16 protein-coding genes, 2 rRNA genes and 1 pseudogene are annotated in these 23,586 nt (G+C 71.8%); 7 read left to right on the top strand and 12 right to left on the bottom strand.

What is annotated here, in order from left to right; translation table 11 throughout:
- Positions 1-229: 229 nt before the first annotated feature.
- Both EMA09_RS19590 and EMA09_RS19585 read right to left on the bottom strand, forming a co-directional pair.
- Entirely contained in the window at positions 230-931 is a 702-nt protein-coding gene (locus tag EMA09_RS19590; protein ID WP_129842308.1) for an HAD family hydrolase, read from the bottom strand.
- Positions 932-977: 46 nt separating this feature from the next.
- Positions 978-1,481, bottom strand: coding sequence for a hypothetical protein (locus tag EMA09_RS19585; RefSeq protein WP_129842307.1), 504 nt, complete (start codon positions 1,479-1,481; stop codon positions 978-980).
- Between the two features lie 217 nt (positions 1,482-1,698).
- Here EMA09_RS19585 and EMA09_RS19580 point away from each other — a divergent pair, with 217 nt between their 5' ends.
- Entirely contained in the window at positions 1,699-2,130 is a 432-nt protein-coding gene (locus EMA09_RS19580; protein WP_240796470.1) for an Rv3235 family protein, read from the top strand.
- A 99-nt stretch (positions 2,131-2,229) separates the two neighbouring features.
- On the opposite strand, the gene secA is transcribed toward EMA09_RS19580, so the two are convergent.
- A complete protein-coding gene (gene secA, locus EMA09_RS19575; protein ID WP_129842306.1) occupies positions 2,230-5,067 on the bottom strand; it encodes a preprotein translocase subunit SecA in 2,838 nt (945 codons plus the stop codon).
- Between the two features lie 132 nt (positions 5,068-5,199).
- On the opposite strand from secA, the gene EMA09_RS19570 reads away from it, so the two are divergent.
- Positions 5,200-6,420 carry a crosslink repair DNA glycosylase YcaQ family protein gene (locus EMA09_RS19570; RefSeq protein WP_129842305.1) on the top strand — a complete coding sequence of 407 codons (1,221 nt, stop codon included), beginning with the start codon at positions 5,200-5,202 and terminating at the stop codon, positions 6,418-6,420.
- 13 nt (positions 6,421-6,433) lie between these two features.
- On the opposite strand, the pseudogene EMA09_RS19565 reads toward EMA09_RS19570, so the two are convergent.
- The 7 genes and pseudogenes from EMA09_RS19565 to mtnA all read right to left on the bottom strand — a co-directional run.
- Positions 6,434-7,099 (bottom strand): annotated as a pseudogene (locus EMA09_RS19565) (response regulator transcription factor); the annotation flags it as partial.
- 205 nt (positions 7,100-7,304) lie between these two features.
- Positions 7,305-8,030, bottom strand: a complete 726-nt coding sequence (raiA, locus tag EMA09_RS19560) for a ribosome-associated translation inhibitor RaiA (protein WP_240796469.1) — start codon at positions 8,028-8,030, stop codon at positions 7,305-7,307.
- Positions 8,031-8,353: 323 nt separating this feature from the next.
- Positions 8,354-9,115: a phosphoribosyltransferase family protein gene (locus EMA09_RS19555; RefSeq protein WP_346655842.1), complete on the bottom strand. Its 762-nt coding sequence runs from the start codon at positions 9,113-9,115 to the stop codon at positions 8,354-8,356.
- 113 nt (positions 9,116-9,228) lie between these two features.
- Entirely contained in the window at positions 9,229-11,121 is a 1,893-nt protein-coding gene (locus tag EMA09_RS19550; protein ID WP_129842302.1) for an LpqB family beta-propeller domain-containing protein, read from the bottom strand.
- Entirely contained in the window at positions 11,111-12,910 is a 1,800-nt protein-coding gene (mtrB, locus tag EMA09_RS19545; protein ID WP_129842301.1) for an MtrAB system histidine kinase MtrB, read from the bottom strand. Before mtrB ends, EMA09_RS19550 begins: the two co-directional genes overlap by 11 nt.
- 1 nt (position 12,911) lies before the next feature.
- Positions 12,912-13,589, bottom strand: coding sequence for a two-component system response regulator MtrA (gene mtrA / locus EMA09_RS19540; protein ID WP_052848402.1), 678 nt, complete (start codon positions 13,587-13,589; stop codon positions 12,912-12,914).
- 24 nt (positions 13,590-13,613) lie between these two features.
- Positions 13,614-14,663: an S-methyl-5-thioribose-1-phosphate isomerase gene (gene mtnA / locus EMA09_RS19535; RefSeq protein WP_129842300.1), complete on the bottom strand. Its 1,050-nt coding sequence runs from the start codon at positions 14,661-14,663 to the stop codon at positions 13,614-13,616.
- Between the two features lie 144 nt (positions 14,664-14,807).
- Between mtnA and EMA09_RS19530 the strand changes: the two genes are divergently transcribed.
- From EMA09_RS19530 to EMA09_RS19510, 5 genes are read left to right on the top strand one after another with little or no spacing between them, the layout of a single operon-like run.
- Positions 14,808-15,950, top strand: a complete 1,143-nt coding sequence (locus EMA09_RS19530) for a glycerophosphoryl diester phosphodiesterase membrane domain-containing protein (protein WP_129842299.1) — start codon at positions 14,808-14,810, stop codon at positions 15,948-15,950.
- Positions 15,951-15,953: 3 nt separating this feature from the next.
- Positions 15,954-16,646 (top strand): DUF4129 domain-containing protein, encoded by a 693-nt coding sequence (locus tag EMA09_RS19525; RefSeq protein WP_129842298.1) that lies wholly within the window; start codon positions 15,954-15,956, stop codon positions 16,644-16,646.
- Complete coding sequence (locus EMA09_RS19520; protein ID WP_129842297.1) at positions 16,643-17,878, top strand: DUF4350 domain-containing protein; 1,236 nt, start codon at positions 16,643-16,645, stop codon at positions 17,876-17,878. The genes EMA09_RS19525 and EMA09_RS19520 overlap by 4 nt, the downstream gene beginning before the upstream one ends.
- Positions 17,875-18,849, top strand: a complete 975-nt coding sequence (locus EMA09_RS19515; protein ID WP_129842296.1) for a MoxR family ATPase — start codon at positions 17,875-17,877, stop codon at positions 18,847-18,849. Before EMA09_RS19520 ends, EMA09_RS19515 begins: the two co-directional genes overlap by 4 nt.
- The gene (locus EMA09_RS19510) at positions 18,849-20,156 is read left to right on the top strand and encodes a DUF58 domain-containing protein (RefSeq protein ID WP_129842295.1); all 1,308 of its coding nucleotides are present in this window, start codon (positions 18,849-18,851) and stop codon (positions 20,154-20,156) included. The genes EMA09_RS19515 and EMA09_RS19510 overlap by 1 nt, the downstream gene beginning before the upstream one ends.
- A gap of 105 nt (positions 20,157-20,261) precedes the next feature.
- Here EMA09_RS19510 and rrf read toward each other — a convergent pair.
- Positions 20,262-20,378 (bottom strand): 5S ribosomal RNA (rrf, locus tag EMA09_RS19505).
- Positions 20,379-20,436: 58 nt separating this feature from the next.
- Positions 20,437-23,533, bottom strand: a 23S ribosomal RNA gene (locus tag EMA09_RS19500).
- Positions 23,534-23,586 lie beyond the last annotated feature (53 nt).

Raw genomic sequence — 23,586 nt, 5'->3', positions numbered from 1 at the left:
CCTGTCGCGCGCCGTCGCGTGACGTCGGGTGATGGTCACCGGGCGGCGCTCGATCACGTCGATGGGATGCGCCCGGCGGTACGGACCAGCGGATCGGCCGCCTGCGGCGCAGCCCGGGCACCCGGCGGTGGCGTCACTGCCACTCGTCGGTCGCGCACCCGGTATTCCGCTGATCACGCCTGCCAAGATATCTCTCCCTCTCCCGGCGCACCTCAGGAGTTGAGCAGAATCAGAGGGTCCGTCCCACGGGCCGCGCCGTCATCTCCCGGGCGGTCCGCACGGCTTCGGCCAGGCTGTCGACGACGGGCACACCGGCCGTCATGAGGCTGCGGCGGCTGTGCGTGCCGCCGGTGTACAGGACGGCGCGCGCTCCGGCGTGCGCCGCCGCGACGGCGTCGTCGGTGGCGTCCCCGATGACGACGACGTCCGCGGGCGACACCCCGTCGAGAGCCGCGAGATGCCGCGCCATCTGCGCCGCCTTGCTCGTGAGCGGCTGGCCGGCGACGCTGCCGTCCACTCGCAGGAAGTGCCGGTCGATGCCGTAGCGGCGCAGCAGGCCGCCGAGGATGTCGTGGCCGGCGAGGGAGCACAGGGACTGGGTGTGCCCCTCCGCCTCCCAGTCCGCGAGGAGCCGGGCGGCCCCCTCGGCCAGCGCTGTGCCGCCGGCGAGCGCCGCGTACTGTGTGGCGAACGTCTCGTCCAGCAGGCGCCGCTCGGCCGCGGTCGGCGCGCGGCCGATGAGCCGCTCCTGGAAGGTGGCGAGGGGCAGCGTGTACAGGTCCCGGTAGCGCTCCAGGGTGAGGGGCGCCACGCCCAGGGCGGCGAACGAGGCGTTGCTCGCGGCCACGACGGCGTCGGTGTCGTGGAGGAGGGTGCCGTTCCAGTCCCAGACGATGTGTGCCCGCTGCCGCGTGCCGGTGAGGTCAGCCATGTCACCGACCGTACGCGCCGCCACTGTCAATCGGGCTACGCGCGCGTCACAGGATGTGGTCGATCTCCTGCACCGCGTACCACAGGAGTTCGTGGTCGGCGGCGCCGTCCACGGTGAACGCGGCGTCCGTGTCCCCGGCGTCGGCGGCCGCGACGGCTCCCGCGGCGGCCGTGACGTCCGCCTCGGCGTCACCGTCGTCCATGTGCACCGAGGCGATCAGCCGCAGGGGCACGGCCGCGGTGAGCCGGACCTCGCCGGGCCGGCCCGCACCGTCGAGACGCCCCGGATCGGCCTCGACCTCCGTCTCCGGGACGTCGGCGGCCACCACGACGCGGCGGCGCGGAGCCGCCGGATCGGCGGCGACGAGCCGCAGCGACGCCAGGGCGGCCCGCCCGAGGGCGGCGTACTCCAGCTCCTCCTGGTCGCCCGACACGTACCACTCGCGGAGCGCCGGCGTGACGGCGTAGGCGGTCAGCGGGGCCGGGCCGGCCTCGCCGGCCTTCCGGAGGGCGGCGAGGCCGCTCACCGTGAGGGGGAGATAGACGCGCACCGTGCCGCTCCTTTCCTGCCCTTGTCGGCGATGCCCCGGCCCGCGCTCCGGGCGCGGGGGGCGCTCACTGTACCAGCGGGCCCGGGAGTTCCCACCCCCTTGCCGGACAGTGACGCACTGGTTACAATCCGCATCAGTTACCCACCAGTAGCTTCCCTTCTTCTCTTCTCCCCGGGACCGCCGTGCCCCGGGGCAGCCCGCACGGGGGTGGAACGCCATGAGGACAGACAGCCGCGGCCCGAGCCGCGCCGGCCCACCGCGCCGGTCCGACACCGGCCGGCCGCAGCGCGCCCTGACGCCCGCGGCCCGCCCGGCCGCGCACCCGCGGCCGCAGGACTGGTTCGCCGAACAGCTCCTGCTCGTCCTGAGCGGACGGCGCCCGGTGCACGCGCTCCTCGGCCACGCCCGCGCCGTCGCGTACGACCAGTTGGTCCGCCTGGCGCCCGGGGCGCCGCTGCGGCCGTCACCGGGCGAGCGGTGCGAACCCGCCCTGCGCGCGGTCGGTGTGTGCCGGCCCGGTCCCGGCGTCATCGAGGCGTTCGCCAGGATCGCGGTCGGCGACCGGACGCGGGCACTGGCGTTCCGCCTGGAGCGGACACCCACCGGCCGCTGGATGTGCTGCGCGATCGAGCTGGACACCGTCGCATGACCCCGTCCGCACAGCGGCCGGCGGACGGGCCCCGTGCGGGGCCGCCCACCGGCCGTCCATCCGTCGCGCCGCCCGCCCGTCACCGGCCGGGAGCGGCGGTCACTTCTTGCGGCGCCGGCCGCCCTTCTGCGCCTTGCGGCGCTCGGCGCGGGTCGTGCCGTCGCCGACGGTGGTGTCGGCCGTGCTCTCGGCGGTGAAGTCGCCCTCGACCACGCCGCCGGCGCCGTCCACGGTCGGCGCGGAGAAGTGCAGCCGGTCCGCGCGCTTCGGCGTCTCCAGGCCCTTGGCGCGGATCGCCGGCGCGCCGCCGCGCGCCGCACCGGCGCCCACGGCCTCCTGCTCGGCACCGGCCGCGGCCTGCTCCTTGTCGGCGGCGCCCGCCTGCACCGGCACCTGCTCGACCTGCCGCTCGACCTGGACCTCCAGGTTGAACAGGTAGCCGACCGACTCCTCCTTGATGCCCTCCATCATGGCGGTGAACATGTCGAAGCCCTCGCGCTGGAACTCCACCACGGGGTCGCGCTGCGCCATCGCGCGCAGGCCGATGCCCTCCTGGAGGTAGTCCATCTCGTAGAGGTGCTCGCGCCACTTCCGGTCGAGGACGGAGAGCACGACACGGCGCTCCAGCTCGCGCATCACCTCGGCGCCGAGCTCCTCCTCGCGCTCCGCGTAGCGCGCGTGGATGTCCTCCTTGATGGAGTCGGCGATGAACTCGGGCGTCAGACCGTCCCGGCCGCCGGCCTCCTCCTCCAGGTCCTCCACCGTGATCCGCACGGGGTAGAGCTGCTTGAACGCGCCCCAGAGGCGGTCCATGTCCCATTCCTCGGCGAAGCCCTCCACGGTCTCCGCCTGGACGTAGGCGTCGATCGTGTCGTCCATGAAGAAGCCGATCTGCTCGCGCAGGTCCTCGCCGGCGAGGACGCGGTGCCGCTCGCTGTAGATCACCTCGCGCTGGCGGTTCAGGACCTCGTCGTACTTCAGGACGTTCTTGCGGATCTCGAAGTTCTGCTGCTCGACCTGGCCCTGCGCGGAGGCGATGGCGCGGGTCACCATCTTGTTCTCGATCGGCACGTCGTCCGGCACGTTGGCCATGGCCATGACGCGCTCGACCATCTGCGCCTTGAACAGCCGCATGAGGTCGTCCCCGAGCGACAGGTAGAAGCGCGACTCGCCCGGGTCGCCCTGGCGTCCGGAACGGCCGCGGAGCTGGTTGTCGATACGGCGGGACTCGTGCCGCTCGGTGCCGAGGACGTAGAGCCCGCCCAGCTCCTTGACCTCCTCGAACTCCTTCTCGACCGCCTTCTCCGCCCGCTTCAGGGCCTCCGGCAGCGCTTCCTTCCACTGCTCGGTGTGCTCGACCGGGTCGAGGCCCTTGGCGCGCAGCTCGGCCTCGGCGATGTCGTCCGGGTTGCCGCCGAGCTTGATGTCGGTGCCGCGGCCCGCCATGTTGGTGGCCACGGTGACGGCGCCCTTGCGGCCCGCCTTGGCGACGATCGCGGCCTCGCGCTCGTGGTTCTTCGCGTTGAGGACCTCGTGGCGGACGCCGCGCTTGTTGAGCTGCTGGGAGAGGTACTCGGACTTCTCGACCGAGGTGGTGCCGACGAGGACCGGCTGCCCCTTCTCGTGCTTCTCGACGATGTCCTCGACGACCGCGGCGAACTTCGCGACCTCGGTCCGGTAGATCAGGTCCGACTGGTCCTTGCGGGCCATCGGCCGGTTCGTCGGGATCGGCACGACACCGAGCTTGTAGATCTGGTGGAACTCGGCGGCCTCGGTCATCGCGGTACCGGTCATGCCGGCGAGCTTGTCGTAGAGGCGGAAGTAGTTCTGGAGCGTGATCTTGGCGAGCGTCTGGTTCTCGTCCTTGATCTTCACGCCCTCCTTCGCCTCGATCGCCTGGTGCATGCCCTCGTTGTAGCGGCGGCCGGCGAGGATGCGGCCGGTGTGCTCGTCGACGATGACGACCTCGCCGTCGAGGACGACGTAGTCCTTGTCCTTCTTGTACAGCTCCTTCGCCTTGATGGCGTTGTTCAGGTAGCCGACGAGAGGGGTGTTCACGGACTCGTAGAGGTTGTCGATGCCGAGCCAGTCCTCGACCTTGCTCACGCCCGCGTCGTGGATGGCGACGGTGCGCTTCTTCTCGTCCACGTCGTAGTCGCCGGTCTCGACGATCTGGCGCGTCGGGACGGCCGGCTCGCCCTTCTCCAGCCGCTGCACGAGCTTCGCGAAGTCCGAGTACCACTTGGTGGCCTGGTCGGCCGGGCCGGAGATGATCAGCGGGGTCCTGGCCTCGTCGATCAGGATGGAGTCGACCTCGTCGACGACGGCGAAGTTGTGCTCGCGCTGGACCAGCTCCTCCTTGGACCAGGCCATGTTGTCGCGCAGGTAGTCGAAGCCGAACTCGTTGTTCGTGCCGTAGGTGATGTCGCAGCGGTACTGCTCGCGGCGCTTGGCGGGGGTCATGCCGCCCGTGATGCACCCGACGGACAGCCCGAGGTAGCGGTGGACACGGCCCATCCAGTCCGAGTCGCGCTGCGCCAGGTAGTCGTTGGTGGTGATCAGGTGGACGCCCTTGCCCGACAGCGCGTTCAGGTAGGTGGGGAGCGTGCCGACGAGGGTCTTCCCCTCACCGGTGCGCATCTCGGCCACGTACCCGAGGTGGAGGGCCGCGCCGCCCATCAGCTGCACGTCGTAGTGGCGCTGGCCGAGCACGCGCTTGGCCGCCTCGCGCACGGTGGCGAACGCCTCCGGCAGCAGGTCGTCGAGCGTCTCGCCGTCCGCGTACCGCTGCTTGTACTCGTCGGTCAGGGCCCGCAGCTCGGCGTCCGACAGTTCAAGGAAGTCCTCTTCAATGGAGTTCACCTGGTTGGCGATGCGGTGCAGCTTGCGCAGGATCTTTCCCTCGCCTGCACGCATGAGCTTGTTGAGGACGGACACGGGAGCTGGTCTCCTTGCCGGTCGGGCCTGGCGCCTTGGTGGATGTGCGGGCACAGCGAGTGGCCCCGCCGCACCGGCCATGGTATGCGAGCGCCGGGACGCGTGTCAGTGGTCGGCTCTACGATCGCTTGCATGAACGCCCCTTCCGTGCTTCCGCCCGTCACCGCCCCGGTCGTCCGGCTCGCCGCCGACGAGGCCCGCCGGCTCGCGCTCCGCGCCCAGGGCCTCCTGGGCGCGGTGGACCGGTCCGGCGGTGTGGGCGGCGTCCTGCGTCGGCTGGGCTCCGTGCAGCTCGACACGATCTCGGTGCTCGCCCGCTCGCACGCCCTCGTGCCGTACGCGCGGCTCGGCGCGGTCGGGCCGTCGGCCGTGGACGAGGCGTACTGGAGCGGCGACCATGCCTTCGAGTACTGGTCGCACGCCGCATGTGTGCTGCCCATGGCGGAGTGGCCGCTGTTCGCGTTCCGCAGGCGGGCCTACCGCGCCCGTGCCGCGCAGCGCGGGACGGCGCAGTCCCCCGCGCGCGACAAGGTGCTGGCGCGTCTGCGGGCCGAGGGGCCGCTGACGGCGACCGAGCTCGGCGGCGCGAAGAACGGCGGGGCGTGGTGGGACTGGAGCGACACCAAGATCGCCGTCGAGCGGGCGCTGATGACGGGGGACGTGGTGGTCTCGCGGCGGCGCGGCTGGAAACGCGTGTACGACCTGCCCGAGCGCGCGATCCCCGCCGACCTGCTGCACGACGACCTGGACGACGCCGCCTGCCTGCGGCGGCTGGTCGCGCAGGCGGGCACGGCGCTCGGCGTGGCGACGGTGGCCGATCTCGCGGACTACTACCGGCTCACGGCGGCGCAGGTCAGGTCGGTCGTCGGGGACAGCGGGCTGGTCCCGGTCGAGGTGGCGGGCTGGGGCGGGGACGGGCCGGGCCGCGCCTGGGCGGACCCGGCGGCGCTCGCGTCCGAGACGCGCGGCCGGCACCGGACGGTGCTGCTGTCCCCGTTCGACTCGCTGGTGTGGGACCGGCGGCGCACCGAGCGGGTCTTCGGCTTCACCCACCGGCTCGAGGCGTACGTGCCCCGGCCGAAACGGGTGTACGGGTACTTCGTGATGCCGCTGCTGTCGGGCGGGCGGCTGCTCGGCCGGGTCGATCCCGCGCGCGAGGGCGGGACCCTGGTCGCCCGGCACGCCGCCTTCGAGGGCGGCGCGGCCGGGGCGGCGCGGTCGGTGCCGGCGATGGCGCGGGCGCTCGGGGAGGCCGCGCGCTGGGTCGGGTGCGACACGGTCCGCGTCGAGCGGACGACGCCTGCCGAGGCGCTGGGGCCGCTGGTCGCGGAGCTGGCGCGGGCGGCCGGCTGACCGGTCCGGTCGCTCAGCCGGTCTCCAGGTCGAGGATCTTCTCGCGGACCGCGTAGACCACGGCCTCCATGCGGGAGTGGAGCTGGAGTTTCTCCAGGATGTTCCGCACGTGGTTCTTGACGGTGTTCTCGCTGATGAAGAGTTCTTTGGCGATGTCCCGGTTGTTGCGTCCCGTGGCGACGAGCCGCAGGACCTCCGTCTCGCGGTCGGTGAGCCGGGGCGCAGGCAGGAGTCTGCGGTCGTCGGTGCGCAGGATCATCGACTTGAACTCGGTCAGCAGCTTCGCCGCCATGGAGGGGCTGATCTGCGACTGTCCGTCGGCCACGGCGCGGATGGCTGCGGTCACCTCGTCGGTGGAGATCTCCTTGAGGAGGTAGCCGGTGGCGCCCGCCTTGATGGCCTCGTAGAGATCGGCCTCCTCGTCGCTGATGGTCAGCATGACGATGCGGGTGCTGGGGGCGACCTCCTTGATGGCGGTGCACGCCTCGATGCCGCCGCGCCGGGGCATCCGCACGTCCATCAGGACGATGTCGGGCAGGAGGTCGGCGGCCTTCTCGACGGCCTCGGCGCCGTCCCCCGCCTCACCGACGACCTCGATGTCCTCCTCGTGGGCGAGGACGATCTCCAGGCCCCGCCGGAAGAGTTCGTGGTCGTCGACGACGAGGACGCGGATGGGTTCGGGCTTCTCGTGCGCTCCGGGCGGCCCGTCGGGGTCCTGGCCCGTCCGTGCGTGCGGCATCGTCGGTCCGAAAGTGTCCGCCATGCATCCTCCCCCTGCCGGCCGTCATCGGTCTGCCACCCTCGGCGACCCCATGATTCCACGGGGACACCCCCGGACGGGCGGTGAAACCGGCCGTCCGGGGGTGCCGCCACGGACCTCCGGTTCAGCCGCCGAGCGCGCCGCCCGCGCCCTGGGGCGGGATGGTGACGGACACGTCGGTCTTCAGGTGCATCACGCCGTAGTCGTAGGCGTGCCGCCGGTAGACGACGCTCGGCAGGCCGCTGGCCGAGTCCACGAAGAGGTAGAAGTCGTGGCCGACGAGCTCCATCTCGTACAGCGCCTGCTCCAGCGTCATGGGGGCCGCCGTGTGGGTCTTCTCGCGGACGACGAGCGGGCCGTCGCCCTCGACGACGAGCGGGCCGACCCGCCGGACCGGCGGGGACTCCGGCTCCTCGTCGGCGCCGGCCGTCCAGCCGTCCCCGGAGAGCACGGCCGCCTCGGGGACGGCGTCGAGGACCTCGCCGGCGGGGATGCGGTCCCGGCCCCGGCGGCAGCGACGCTTGTCGTGCTGCCTGCGCAGCCGGGACTCCAGCTTCTCCACGGCCCGGTCGAGGGCGCCGTACGGGTCGGCGGCGGATGCCTCCGCGCGCACCACCGGCCCGCGGTGCCTCAGCGTGATCTCCACCCGGTCGGAACGGTCGGCCTGACGCGGGTTGTGCTCCTTGGACACTTCCACGTCGAGGCGGGTCACCTTGCCGTCGATCTTCTGGATCTTCTCCAGCTTGAGCTTCTCGGCCACGTGCCGCCGGAAGCGGTCCGGCACCTCGGTCTTGCGGCCCTTGACGACGATGTCCACGCAGAACTCCGTTCCCGGAGGTGCAGCCCGCACCGCGGCGCACCTCCTGTGGTGCACTGGGCCGACGGGCCGGTGAACTCCGCGCCCCGTCGGCATTGCATCGGGGTTTCGACTTCACCTCCTTCTCCCCCGGGACCAAGATCAACATCCGTCCCGATCGGAGGCCGGGTGATCGAAGATCGGCCGTCCCTGACCGGCACCCGCCTCGGCGTGTCGGGATTGTTCCCTTATCGCCTGCTTCCGAACGTACCTCTTTCGAGTGCCGCCGGACAGCCGAACCTCCTTCACCACGATGTGCTTCCCGGTCCCGGGGCCGGTCCGCGCCTCCGGCCGGCCCGCGGCGCCCCAGCCCTTTCTCAGAACCACTCGTCCGGGGGACCCGCCACCACCGCCGCGCCGAGGACGGCGGCGCCCGCGGCCCGGACGGCCCGCGCCGCCTCGGCGAGGGAGGCGCCCGTCGTCACCAGGTCGTCCACCAGCAGCACCGGGTCGTCCCGCCGGAGGGCACCGTGCCGCACGACGAGCGCCCCGGCGAGGTTCGCCGCACGCCGGGCGGCCGGAAGCCCCGACTGGTCGGCGACCGCACGCCGCTGCCGCAGGACCGGTCGCATCCGGGCCTCCGCTCCCCACCGGCGCAGCCACCCGGCCGCCACCCGCGCCATCCGCCGCACCGGGTCATGACCCCGCCCGCGGACGGCCGCCCGCGCGGAGGGCACCGGCACCAGCAGGACCGGGCGCGCCGGCGCCGCACGCGCGACGGCTCCCGGGGCGGGCACCGGATCGCCCCGGCTCGGCGGCCCGGTCCCGCCGCGCGGCCCGATGGCGGCGGCCGCGCTCAGGGCCAGCGCCCGCCCGAGCGGACCGACGAGCATCAGGGCGCCGCGCTCCTTGTGGGCCAGGAGCACGGCGCGGGCCTGGTCGCGGTAGGGCGCGGCGGCGTGCACACGCGGCAGGCCGGGCGGCCGCGGCACCGGCCGGACCCGGCGGGGCCGACTCCCGCACAGCACCACGACGCAGGCCGGGCAGAGGCCCGCCCGTCCTCCTCCGCACCCGGGGCAGGGCGTCGGCAGGGCCAGTGAGATCATTTCGCGCGTCCAGACGCGCAGCACATCGGTCATGCCTCAACACTGACGGAACGGAGAGTCACCGACCAGTCGCCGAAAGTAGGTGGACGCGTGACTTTCGTATCGCGGCCCCGCCGCCCGCCGGACGGCCGGACCGCACCCCGCCCTCAGCCCGGATAGACCGGTGCCGACCCGCCGTCGATCTTCTTCCACTGCGTCCCGTCGGCGAGCCAGGCGATGCCGCCCGCCGTCTCGGCGAGCAGCGGCTCGCTCTCCTCCTCGGCGGCGGCGACACCCGTCGCGTCGTTCAGCCCGGGAACCGAGGGGGTGTTCACCATGGACCCGTCCGTCTGGACGTACAGCAGCTGCTCCACCCCGTCCGACGGCCGCCCGACCACGACCAGCCGGCTGTCGCCCGCCCACGAGACGGCGGCCACGTCGACCAGTTGCGGCGCCACCGGCCGCAGATCGCTGACCGCGACCTCGACACCGTCCGCGCCCTCGGCACGCTCGATCCGACCGAGCTGCAGCGTCTCCTCCTCGTCCGGACCGCTGATCAGCATCGCGATCCGCACCCCGTCCGACGCGACCCGCACCGCCTCGATCCGCTGCCCGCTGCGCAGCCCGTCCACCGGAATCTCCACCGCCTCGCCCCGGCCGCCCGTCAGCCGCAGCAGCGCGGGGTCGTCCGGGTTCCGGTCGGCCACCCACAGGTCACCGAGCCCGTCCCAGCTCGGCGCGCTCAGCCCAGCGTCCTCCCCGGCGGTCGCCCCGGCGTAGACCTCGGTCACGCCCTCCCCGCCCGTGAGCGGCGCCGTGTACAGCCGCTGACCGTCCGTGCTCACCCCGGCCGCGTACGCGCGCGTCCGGTCGATCGCCACCGACCGCAACCCCGGGTTCTCCGCGTCGCTGCGGCCCAGGACGCCCTGCACCGGACGCGCCGTCCCGTCGTCCGCCACGGACACCAGCCGGTGCTCGGCGTCCAGGAAGTACGGGCGCTCCGTGTCCCCGTCGAGCAGCCCCGGCGCATGCTGCTCCGCGCCGCTCTCCGACAGGCTGCACAGCCGCCCCCCGGACTCGGTCAGCAGCCGCGCCTCCGACACCTCGACCGATGTGGAGTCCCGCACGTCCCGCACCGTGTGCAGCAACTGCGCCGCCATCTCCTCGCACCGGCTGGGCGGCCAGTCGGCCGGTATGCCGGCCAGCCACAGCGTGAGGCGCTGCGAGTCGTCGACCCGCGCCCCGTCGCCGACCATCCGCGCACCCGGCGGGAACGCCGAGCCGACCACCGGATCGAGCCACTCGCTCGGGCCGTCGAGCAGCGCCTCGATCGCGTCGGACACCGGCTCGATGCGGCGCCGCACGACCACCGGGTCGGCCACCAGCACATCGCCGCCCTGCTCGACCCGCCCCGACTCCGCCCCGAGGTCCGCGTAATAGAACGTGTTCACGGAGCGGTAGATGCGGCTGAAGTCGGCGTCCCCCATCACCAGGCCGTCGGGCAGGTCGTCGATGCGCCACTGCCCGTCCGTACGCCGCAGCAGGAGCGTCGCCTCGTAGTCCCCGGACCGCGGCGCGTACACCCGCGACTCGTCCACCGACGCCATCCGCGTGCCGCTGAGGGTGATCCGCTGCGTGTCGTCCTGCGCCGCGTCCACCCCGTGCTCGCCGCTTTCCACCGGACTGTCCGTGACCGGCGTGACCTGCGGCCCGGCCGACAGCACGGACGTCCCCGCGAACGGCTCCCACTCCTCGCGCCGCTCCGGCGTCAGGTACTCCTTGGCCGTCTCGAAGTCCGGATCGTCACTCGTGATCGCTTCGAGGAAGCCGCGCACGATCTGCGTCGGCGAGTCGTCGTCCTCCGGCGGGACGGCCCACACCCGCACTCCCTGCGTGTCGTTGTCCGACCGCTCGGAGGTCTCCACCCGCTGCACGGGGCCGTCGCCCGGCATCGCCGCGCAGCCCGCCACCACGAGACCGGCCGCGAACAGCCCGGCACCACGCCGCCACCGCCGCACACCCGCCCGTATCCGGCCACCGGCCGCCCGCTCACCGCCCATGACCGTCATCCCCGCCACCCGTCGCGTCCCGCACGTCCGCCGCACCGTCGAGTACGGCCGTCCCCGCCTGGCGGGGCACCCGCACCGCCGCGCCGGCCGCCCGCCGCGCCCGCGCGTCCCGCGGCTCAAGCGGCAGCGGCGAGCCCCGCAGCGGATCCCCCGTCGCCCGCGGCAGCGTCAGCCGGAACTGCGCGCCCCCGCCCGGCTCGCCCCACGCCTCGAGACGCCCGCCGTGCAGATGCGTGTCCTCGACGGCGATCGACAGTCCGAGCCCCGTGCCGCCCGTCGTCCGCGCCCGCGCCGGGTCCGCGCGCCAGAACCGGTTGAACACCTGCTCGGCATCCCCCGGCCGCAGCCCGATGCCGTAGTCCCGCACCGCGATCGCCACCGCACGGCCGTCCCGCCCCGCCGCGAGCCGCACCACGACGTCCCGGCCCTCGCCGTGCTCGATGGCGTTGACCACCAGGTTGCGCACGACCCGCTCGATGCGCCGCGGATCCACCTCGGCCACGACCGGCCGCGCCGCCCCCCGCACCAGCAGCCGGCTGCCCTTGCGCTCCGCCAGCGGCTCGGCACCCTCCACGACACGCTTCACGACGTCCCGCAGGTCGGTCTGCTCGGCCTCGAGCTGCGCCGCACCCGCGTCGAACCGCGAGATCTCCAGCAGGTCGGCGAGCAGCGACTCGAACCGGTCGAGCTGGCTCAGCAGCAACTCCGCCGACCGCGCCGTCGCCGGGTCGAACTCGGTGCGCGCCTCATGGATCACGTCCGCAGCCATCCGCACCGTCGTCAGCGGCGTCCGCAGCTCGTGCGACACGTCCGACACGAACCGCCGCTGCATCCGCGACAGCTCCTCGAGCTGCTGGATCTTGCCCTGCAGATTGCGCGCCATCTTGTTGAACGACTCGCCCAGCCGCGCGATGTCGTCCTCGCCGCTGACCTTCATCCGCTCCTGCAGCCGCCCCGCCGCCAGCCGCTCGGCGATCCGCGCCGCCATCCGCACCGGCGTCACGACCTGCCGCACCACCAGCCACGCGATGGCGCCGAGGAGCACCACCACGAACACACCGGCCGTCGCGATCGTGCCCGTCACCAGGCTCAGCGACTTCTCCTCCTGCGCGAACGGGAAGAGGTAGTACAGCTGGTACGGGTTGCCCTGGTTGTCGGTGAGCCGCTTGCCGATGACGAGCGCCTTCTCCGTCTCCCCGTCCGGCCGCACGATCGTCCCGTACTGCCGGTGCGTCGCCGGATCGCGGTCCAGCGCCTCCCGCATCTCCGCGGTGATGCTCGACGGCTGCACGTCCTGCGAGCCGCGCGGCGCCCACCGCGTCAGGTCCGACTCACCGGGGAACGGCTTCGACTGGTCCGAGCTCAGCGCGAGCACCGAGTAGACGCCCTGCCCGCCGCTCGCGAGCTGCAGCACCATCGAGTTCAGCCAGTTGCGGGAGTCGACCGGCTGCCCGTTCGCCGAGTCCGCCGCGTCCGTCGCCAGGTCGAGCGCGACGGCGAACCCGCCCTCGGCCTGGCTCTGCGCCGTCTGCCGCTTCGCCTCCAGCAGCCCGTTGCGCACCTGCCCGATGACCACGATGCCCAGCACCAGCACCACGGCGAGCGACAGCAGCAGCGTGCTCACGACCACGCGGAGCTGGATGTTCCGCCGCCACAGGCGCATCACCGACAGCAGCGGCCCCCGCGCCCAGCGGCCGAAGATCCGGATGGCGGGCTGCGCCCCGGTCGCCGCCCCCTCCGTCAGCAGCCGGGACCCGTGCCTCCACAGCCGGTCGGGCACGTCAGCCCGACCCCGCCTTGTACCCCACGCCCCGCACGGTCACGACGATCTCGGGACGCTCCGGGTCCCGCTCCACCTTCGAACGCAACCGCTGCACATGCACGTTCACCAGCCGCGTGTCCGCCGCGTGCCGGTACCCCCACACCTGCTCCAGCAGCACCTCGCGCGTGAACACCTGCCACGGCTTGCGCGCCAGCGCCACCAGCAGGTCGAACTCCAGGGGCGTCAGCGAGATCGTCTGGCTCCCCCGCTTCACCGAGTGCCCCGCCACGTCGATCACCAGATCACCGATGGCGAGCTGCTCGGGCGCCGGCTCCTCGGACCGCCGCAGCCGCGCCCGGATGCGGGCGATCAGCTCCTTCGGCTTGAACGGCTTCACGATGTAGTCGTCGGCACCCGACTCGAGCCCCACGACGACATCGACCGTGTCGCTCTTCGCCGTCAGCATCACGATCGGCACACCGGACTCGCCCCGGATCAGCCTGCAGACCTCGATCCCGTCCCGGCCCGGCAGCATCAGGTCGAGCAGCACCAGATCCGGCTTGATCTCCCGGAACGCGGCCAGCGCCTTGTCCCCGTCGGCCACGAACGACGGATCGAAACCCTCGCCGCGCAGCACGATGCCGAGCATCTCCGCCAGAGCGGTGTCGTCATCGACGACGAGTACGCGTCCCTTCATACCCTCATCATCCCATCCCCTGATTCACGACTTCGCGCCGCGTGAGCCGGAACACAGCGCCGCAAGACTGTCACGCCCCACCGGCGACACCACACCCGCCTCCGTCACCAGCGCCGTCACCAGCTCCGGCGGCGTCACGTCGAACGCCGGGTTGTACGCCTGCGCGCCGACCGGCGCCACCACCACCCCCGGCCGCAGCTCCGTCACCTCGTGCGACGCCCGCTGCTCCACCGGGATCGCCGCACCGTCCGGCGTCTCCGGGTCCACGCTCGCCACCGGCGCCACCACGAGGAACGGCACCCCGTGGTGCCGCGCCAGCACGGCCAGCGGATACGTCCCCACCTTGTTCGCGACCGACCCGTCCGCCGCGATCCGGTCCGCCCCCACCAGCACCGCGTCCACCTCGCCCGCGGCGAACAGCGACCCCGCCGCCGCGTCCGCCAGCACCGTGTACGGCATCCCGGCCCGCGCCGCCTCCCACGCCGTGAGCCGCGCGCCCTGCAGCAGCGGACGCGTCTCCCCCACCCACAGCCGCCGCAGCTCCCCCGCCTCGTGCGCCCGCCGCGCCACGGCGAACGCCGTCCCCCGCCCGCCGGACACGAGCATCCCCGTGTTGCAGTGCGTCAGCAGCCGGTACCCGCCGCCCGGCACCAGCTCCCCCAGCAGCCCGAGCCCGGCCTCCTCCATCCGCTCACCGGCCAGCGCGTCCTCCCGGTGCATCGCCCGCGCCTCGGCCAGCGCCGCCGCCGCACCGCCCGACCGGTACGCCGCGACGGCCCGCCGCACGCCGTACGCCAGGTTCACCGCCGTGGGCCGCGCGTCGGCCAGCAGCAGGGCCGCCTCCTCCACGTCGAACCCGCGCGCGGCGGCCAGCGCCACCCCGTACGCCCCGGCGAGGCCGAGCACCGGCGCTCCCCGGACGACCAGCGCCCGCACCGCCTCGACCAGCCCCGGCACGTCCGTGACGACCAGTTCCTCCTCGGCGTCCGGAAGCCGCGTCTGGTCGAGGAGGACGAGCACCGGCCCGTCGGGAGGTTCCGCCCAGCGCAGGGCGGCGAGTCCGTGATCAGCCATTGGGCCAGTCTGCCCGCACCGCCTCCGCGTGAGAAGCCGGGAGGCGCGGTCGGCACGCCCGTCCCACCCCCATGGCACGATGGGCGGCAGCGGACGTGACGATCTCCCGCGGGCCGCACGGCCCCGACGGAACGAGGTGACAGTGTGAGTGACGCGCCGGGTTGGGTCCCGCCGGGGTCCCCGCCGCCGGAGGACGGCCCTCCGGACCACCGGCCCGCCGACCCGCCACCGCCCGCCCCGCCCCAGGCGCCCCAGGGCTGGGGCCAGGCACCTCCGCCGCCGCCCGGCTGGGGCGGCGGGCAGCAGGGCTGGGCCGCCCCCGGCTGGCAGCCGGCCGCGAGCGTGCCGAAACCCGGCGTCATCCCGCTGCGTCCCCTCGGCGTCGGCGAGATACTCGACGGCGCGGTCGCCACGGCCCGCACCCACTGGCGCACCGTCCTCACCGTGACGCTGCTCATCGCCGTCGTCACCCAGCTGATCTCGGCCGTCGCGATGCGCCTGTGGGTGGACGCCGACTCCCTCGCCCTCCTCCAGGACGACTCCGACCCGACCGATGAGGAGATCGAACGCGCCCTCGGCGACGTCCTCGCCTACGCGGGTGTCGCGGGCGTCGTCGCGATCCTCGGCTCCCTCATCGCCACCGCCATGCTCACCATCGTGGTGAGCCGCGCCGTTCTCGGCCGCTCGGTCACGGTCGGCGAGGCGTGGCGGGACTCCCGCCCGCGCCTGCTGCGGCTCCTCGGCCTCTCGCTCCTCGTCCCGCTGATCGGGGCCGCCGCCGTCCTCGTGCCGGTGACCGTCGGCGCCCTGTCGGGCTCGGGCGGCCTCACCGCCGTCCTGAGCCTGGCAGGTGTGGTCCTCGCCGTCTGGCTCATCGTCCAGTACTCGCTGGCCCCGCCCGCCCTCATGCTGGAGCGGCAGGGCGTCGTCGCGGCGCTGCGCCGCTCGTGGAAGCTGGTCCGCGGCTCCTGGTGGCGCGTCTTCGGCGTCCAGCTGCTGATGATGGTCCTGATCGTCATCGTCTCGAACATCATCCAGATCCCCGCCGGGTTCCTCGCCTCGGCCGTCTCCGGCGCGGACACGGGCGACACCCTGACCGGCGTCGGCAGCACCTCCGTCGGCTACCTCGCCGTCACGGGCGTCGGCGCGGTCATCGCGTCCGCCATCACCCTGCCGGTCCAGGCCGGTGTCGTCGCCCTCCTCTACATGGACCAGCGCATCCGCCGGGAAGCCCTGGACATCGAACTGGCCCGCGCCGCCGGCGCCGCCCCGTCCCCCGGGGCCTGAACGGTGCCGCGCCCGCCGTACGGTCTCCTCGCGCGGGCCGACGCGCCGGGGCCGCCGATCGACGTGGACCGCGGCACGGCCCGCGAGGAGGCGCGGCGCGAGCTGTCGCGGAGCCTCTACACGCAGCACGAGCCGGGGCCGTTCCGCCGCGCCCTCTCCTGGGTGTGGGAGCACGTCTTCGGCGTGCTGGAGGACGTCGCGTTCCGCACCCCGGGCGACTGGGTCGGCCTCACGGTCATCGGTGTCCTCCTCGTCGCGCTGGTCACGGCACTGTGGCTGCGGCTCGGCCGGCCGCGCGCCGCGGCACGGCGCCGCGGGGACGGCACCCTGTTCCCCGGCCGGCCCCGTACCGCGGCCGAGCACCGCGCGGCCGCTGCCGGGCACGCGGCGGCCGGCCGCTGGACCCCGGCCGTCCAGGAACGGATGCGCGCCGTCGTCCGCTCGCTGGAGGAACGCGCCCTCGTCGACCACAGCGCGGGCCGTACCGCGGGCGAGGCCGCCGCCGAGGCCGGCCGTTTCCTGCCCGCCCTCGCCGACGCACTGCGCGCGGCCGCCATGACGTTCGACGCCGTGACCTACGGCGGCAGGCCCGCCGACGCGACCGACTACGCCCGCGTCGCCGAGTTGGACGACGCCGCGGCGCACACGCGCCCCGTCCTGCCCACCCCCGCCGCCTCCGGGACGGCCGCCCGGTGACGACGACCGCTCCCGCCACCGGCTCCTCCGTGTCGCCCACCGCCCGCGCCCTGTGGCGGCGCGGCCGCGGCTTCCTCCTGGCGGCCGCGATCCTGGCCGCCGCCGGACTCCTCATCGCCCTCATCGGCGACGACGACCACGGCTCCCTCGACCCGCGCTCCGCCACCCCGTCCGGCACCCGCGCCCTCGCGGAACTGCTCGCCGACCACGGCGTCGACACCACCGTCGTCACCACCGCCCGCGAGGCGGCCGCGGCCGCGTCCGGCGAAACCACCCTCGTCCTCCCGCACGCCGCCGCCCTGAGCGACACGGCCGCGACCACCCTCCGCGGCGCCACGGCGGACACCGGCGGCAGGACGGTGCTGCTCGCCCCCGACGGCCCCGCCCTCGACGCGTTCGCCCCCGGGCTCACGGCCACGGAGCTGGGGACGACCGAGGAGGCCGCCGCCCCGTCATGCGCCTACGCCCCCGCCGGGCGCGCGGGCACGGTCCGCCTCGGCGGCCTCGGCTACACGGACAGCTCCTCCGGCACGACCGCCTGCTACCCGGTGGCCGGACTGTCCACCCTGCTGCTCCTCCCGGACTCCGGCGGCGACACCGTCGTCCTCGGCTCCCCCGACCTCCTGCGCAACGAACACCTCGACGAGGAGGGCAACGCCGCCCTCGCCCTCCAGCTCCTCGGCTCCCGCCCGCACGTCGTGTGGTACTTCCCCACCGGCGACGAGGTGACCGGCGGCAGCGGCGACTCCTCCGTCCTCGGACTGACCCATCCCGCCTGGCGCTGGGGCGCGTTCCAGCTCGCGATCGCCGCCGTCCTGGCCGCCCTCTGGCGTGCCCGCCGCCTCGGCCCGGTCGTCACCGAGCGGCTGCCCGTCGTGGTCCACGCGGCCGAGACGACGGAGGGCCGCGCCCGCCTCTACCACCGCGCGGGCGCCAGGGACACCGCCGCCGACGCGCTCAGGACGGCCGCCCGCACCCGCCTGGCACCGCTCGCCGGCCTCGCGGCGACCGCCGCCCACTCCCCGGGCGAGCTCCCGGGGGCCGTTGCCGCCCGCACGGGCGATCCCGCGCCGCACGTCCACGACCTGCTGTTCGGCCCGCCGCCGGCGGACGACGCCGCGCTGGTGCGCCTGGCCGGCGACCTCGATGCGCTCGAACGCCGGCTCGCCCCCGGCGCCCCGCACGCATCCAGTGACCCCGCACACCCGAGAGGCAAGGACCGCCCGACGTGACCGCACCGACAGACCCGGGACCGGCCGGGCCGCTCGCCGCACTCCAGGCCCTGCGCACCGAGATCGGCAAGGCCGTGGTGGGCCAGGACGCCGCCGTCACCGGCCTGGTCGTCGCCCTGCTGTGCCGGGGCCACGTCCTCCTCGAAGGTGTGCCGGGCATCGCCAAGACGCTCCTGGTCCGCACGCTGGCGACGGCCCTGGACCTCGGCACCAAGCGCGTCCAGTTCACGCCGGACCTGATGCCGAGCGACGTGACGGGCTCCCTCGTCTACGACGCGCGCACCGCCGAGTTCTCGTTCCAGGAGGGGCCGGTCTTCACGCACCTCCTGCTGGCGGACGAGATCAACCGGACGCCGCCGAAGACGCAGGCGTCCCTGCTGGAGGCGATGGAGGAGCGCCAGGTGTCCGTCGAGGGCGTCCCGCGCCCGCTGCCCGACCCGTTCATGGTCGCCGCCACGCAGAACCCGCTGGAGTACGAGGGCACCTACCCGCTTCCCGAGGCGCAGCTCGACCGTTTCCTGCTGAAGCTCGTGCTGCCGCTGCCGAGCCGCGAGCAGGAGATCGACGTCCTCACGCGCCACGCGGCCGGGTTCGATCCGGGCGATCTGGCGGCGGCGGGTGTCCGGCCGGTCGCGGGCGCCGCCGAACTGGCGGCGGCCCGCGCCGAGGTGGCGGCCGTGACCGTCGCGCCGGAGGTCACCGCGTACGTGGTGGACGTCTGCCGGGCCACCCGCGAGTCGCCGTCGCTGGCCCTCGGCGCGTCACCGCGCGGCGCGACCGCGCTGCTGCGCACGGCGCGCGCCTGGGCGTGGCTGTCGGGCCGCGCGTTCGTGACTCCCGACGACGTCAAGGCACTGGCGCTGCCGACGCTGCGGCACCGGGTGCGGCTGCGTCCGGAGGCCGAGATGGAGGGTGTGACGGCGGACGGCGTGCTGACCGGTCTGCTGTCGCGCGTCCCGGTGCCCCGCTGATGGCGCTGTCGGGACGTGCCGCGCTCCTTGCGGCGCTCGGCACGCTCGTGGTGGTGGGGTTCCCCGGCTGGGGGGCCGTCCTCGCGGTGCTGTTCGTCGTCCTCGCGGCCGTCCTCGTCGACCTCGCGACGGCCGCGCCGGTGCGGACGCTCGGCCTGGCGCGCGACGGGGCGGTCTCGGTGCGGCTCGGCGACGAGGCCCCGATCGTACTGACCGTGACGAACGGTTCGGGCCGTCCGCTGCGCGCGGACCTCCGTGACGCCTGGCCGCCGAGCGGCTGGCGCCCGGGCACCGCGTTCGCCGGGTCGCGGCACCGGCTGACCGTGCCTGCGGGCGAGCGGCGCCGCGTGACGACGACGCTCGTGCCGACGCGCAGGGGCGACCTGCGTCCGGTGCGGGTGACGGTCCGCTCGCACGGGCCGCTGGGCCTGGCCGCGCGGCAGGGCAGCCATGACGTGCCGTGGGTGCTGCGGGTCCTGCCGCCGTTCACGAGCCGCAAGCACCTTCCGGCGAAACTGGCGCGTCTGCGGGAGCTGGACGGCCGCACGACCGTGCTGTCCCGGGGTGAGGGCACGGAGTTCGACAGTCTGCGCGCCTACGTCCCTGGGGACGACGTGCGATCGATCGACTGGCGGGCGACGGCACGTCAGTCGGAGGTCGCCGTCCGCACGTGGCGTCCGGAGCGGGACCGTCGTCTGCTGCTGGTGCTCGACACGGGCCGCACGTCGGCGGGGCGGGTCGGTGACGCGCCGCGTCTTGACGCGTCGATGGACGCGGCTCTGCTGCTCACCGCGCTCGCGGCCCGCGCGGGGGACAGGGTGGATCTGCTGGCTTTCGACCGCGCTCCGCGTGCGGCGGTCCTGGGTGTGTCGGGGACGGAGGTGCTGCCCGCCGTCGTCAACGCCCTGGCCGCGCTGGAACCGGCGTTGGTGGAGACGGATTCCCGCGCGCTCGTGTCATCGGCCCTTTCGGTGGCGAGGCAGCGTTCGCTGGTCGTCCTGTTCACCGATCTCGACAGCGTGACCGGCGAGGCGGGGCTGCTGTCCGTGCTGCCTCGGCTGGCGCGACGGCACGTCGTGGTCGTCGCGTCGGTCACCGATCCGCGGATCGAGGACATGGCCCGTGAGCGGGGCACGGACGCGGGGGTGTACGGGGCCGCGGCGGCTGAGCGGTACCGCGCGGAACGGCGTGCGGCCGCCGAGCGCCTGATCCGTATCGGTGTCACGGTGGTGGAGGGGAATCCGGGGCAGCTTCCGCCGGCGCTGGCCGACACCTATCTGATGCTGAAGGCGGCCGGCCGCCTCTGAGATTGCGGGTGCCCCGGCGTCTCACCGCGGCCCGGGAACACAAAAAAGAAGAGGCTCTGTCAGGGAATCAACAACTCCCTGACAGAGCCTCTTCATTCAATAATTGTCCGGCGGTGACCTACTCTCCCACACGGTCCCCCATGCAGTACCATCGGCGCTGGAGAGCTTAGCTTCCGGGTTCGGAATGTAACCGGGCGTTTCCTCTCCGCCATGACCACCGGAACACCTTTGGGTGCACCAGCCAGGCCGGCTTCGAACTTCACAGTGGACGCGAGCATCTATGGACAAGCCCTCGGCCTATTAGTACCGGTCAACTCCACCCCTCACAGGGCTTCCATCTCCGGCCTATCAACCCGCTCGTCAAACGGGGGCCTTACCCCATCAAAGTGGGTGGGAGTCCTCATCTCGAAGCAGGCTTCCCGCTTAGATGCTTTCAGCGGTTATCCCTCCCGAACGTAGCCAACCAGCCATGCCCTTGGCAGGACAACTGGCACACCAGAGGTTCGTCCGTCCCGGTCCTCTCGTACTAGGGACAGCCCTTCTCAAGACTCCAACGCGCACAGCGGATAGGGACCGAACTGTCTCACGACGTTCTAAACCCAGCTCGCGTACCGCTTTAATGGGCGAACAGCCCAACCCTTGGGACCAACTCCAGCCCCAGGATGCGACGAGCCGACATCGAGGTGCCAAACCATCCCGTCGATACGGACTCTTGGGGAAGATCAGCCTGTTATCCCCGGGGTACCTTTTATCCGATGAGCGACGGCGCTCCCACAAGCCACCGCCGGATCACTAGTCCCTGCTTTCGCACCTGCTCGACCCGCCAGTCTCACAGTCAAGCTCCCTTGTGCACTTACACTCACCACCTGATAACCAACCAGGCTGAGGGAACCTTTGGGCGCCTCCGTTACTCTTTAGGAGGCAACCGCCCCAGTTAAACTACCCACCAGACACTGTCCCCGATCCGGATCACGGACCCAGGTTAGACATCCAGCACGACCAGAGTGGTATTTCAACAACGACTCCACCCAAGCTGGCGCTCAAGCTTCACAGTCTCCCACCTATCCTACACAAGCCGAACCGAACACCAATATCAAGCTATAGTAAAGGTCCCGGGGTCTTTCCGTCCTGCTGCGCGAAACGAGCATCTTTACTCGTAATGCAATTTCACCGGGCCTATGGTTGAGACAGTCGAGAAGTCGTTACGCCATTCGTGCAGGTCGGAACTTACCCGACAAGGAATTTCGCTACCTTAGGATGGTTATAGTTACCACCGCCGTTTACTGGCGCTTAAGTTCCCAGCCTCGCCCCCGAAAGAGCTAACCGGTCCCCTTAACGTTCCAGCACCGGGCAGGCGTCAGTCCGTATACATCGCCTTACAGCTTCGCACGGACCTGTGTTTTTAGTAAACAGTCGCTTCTCGCTGGTCTCTGCGGCCACCCCCAGCTCCAACCGAAAAGGTCTTCACCAGAAGCGGCCCCCCTTCTCCCGAAGTTACGGGGGCAATTTGCCGAGTTCCTTAACCATAGTTCACCCGAACGCCTCGGTATACTCTACCTGACCACCTGAGTCGGTTTCGGGTACGGGCCACCATGAAACATCGCTAGAGGCTTTTCTCGACAGCATAGGATCATCCACTTCACCACAATCGGCTCCGCATCAGGCCTCACCCACATGTCGCACGGATTTACCTGCACGACGGGCCACACCCTTACCCCGGGACAACCACCGCCCGGGATGGACTACCTTCCTGCGTCACCCCATCACTCACCTACTACCCCCTCGGACCACCGGCTCCACCACCACACCACCCGAAGGCAGTGCAGGGCTTCACGGGCTTAGCATCAGGAGATTCAGCGCTGGCGCTTCACAGCGGGTACCGGAATATCAACCGGTTATCCATCGACTACGCCTGTCGGCCTCGCCTTAGGCCCCGACTTACCCTGGGCAGATCAACTTGACCCAGGAACCCTTAGTCAATCGGCGCACACGTTTCTCACGTGCGTATCGCTACTCATGCCTGCATTCTCACTCGCGTACCGTCCACGACACCCTTACAAGGCCGCTTCACCCAGCACACGACGCTCCCCTACCCATCGCTTACGCGATGACACGACTTCGGCGGTGTACTTGAGCCCCGCTACATTATCGGCGCAGAATCACTCGACCAGTGAGCTATTACGCACTCTTTCAAGGGTGGCTGCTTCTAAGCCAACCTCCTGGCTGTCTCTGCGACTCCACATCCTTTCCCACTTAGCACACGCTTAGGGGCCTTAGTCGATGCTCTGGGCTGTTTCCCTCTCGACCATGGAGCTTATCCCCCACAGTCTCACTGCCGTCCTTCACTTGCCGGCATTCGGAGTTTGGCTAAGGTCAGTAACCCGGTAAGGCCCATCACCTACCCAGTGCTCTACCTCCGACAAGAAACAAACGACGCTGCACCTAAATGCATTTCGGGGAGAACCAGCTATCACGGAGTCTGATTGGCCTTTCACCCCTAACCACAGGTCATCCCCCAGATTTTCAACTCTGGTGGGTTCGGGCCTCCACGCAGTCTTACCCACGCTTCACCCTGCCCATGGCTAGATCACCCCGCTTCGGGTCTAGGGCATGCTACTCAAACGCCCTCTTCGGACTCGCTTTCGCTACGGCTCCCCACCACAGGTTAACCTCGCAACACACCGCAAACTCGCAGGCTCATTCTTCAAAAGGCACGCAGTCACGACAACAAGCGCAAGCACTTGTTGCGACGCTCCCACGGCTTGTAGGCACACGGTTTCAGGTACTATTTCACTCCGCTCCCGCGGTACTTTTCACCATTCCCTCACGGTACTATCCACTATCGGTCACCAGGGAATATTTAGGCTTAACGGGTGGTCCCGCCAGATTCACACAGGATTTCTCGGGCCCCGTGCTACTTGGGAAACACACAAGGAAGCCATCATGATTTCGCCTACGGGGGTCTTACCCTCTACGCCGGGCCTTTCGCATGCCCTTCGACTACCACAATGGTTTCTCACTCCCCCAGCTGCCGGCAGACAACTGAAGTGCGCTCCCACAACCCCGCCTGCGCAACCCCTGCCGGGTATCACACACAAACGGTTTAGCCTCCTCCGGTTTCGCTCACCACTACTCCCGGAATCACGGTTGTTTTCTCTTCCTGCGGGTACTGAGATGTTTCACTTCCCCGCGTTCCCTCCACACCGCCTATACATTCAGCGGCAGGTGACAGCCCATGACGACTGCCGGGTTTCCCCATTCGGAAACCCCCGGATCACAGCTTGGTTGACAACTCCCCGGGGACTATCGTGGCCTCCCACGTCCTTCATCGGTTCCTGGTACCAAGGCATCCACCGTGCGCCCTTAACAACTTGGCCACAGATGCTCGCGTCCACTGTGCAATTCTCAACCACCAACCAGTCCGCCCACC

Origin of the sequence: Streptomyces sp. RFCAC02 (assembly GCF_004193175.1) — a bacterium.
Taxonomy (GTDB): Bacteria; Actinomycetota; Actinomycetes; order Streptomycetales; family Streptomycetaceae; genus Streptomyces.
Note: the sequence above shows the minus strand (reverse complement) of the source record. Positions and strands in the feature narration are given on the sequence as shown.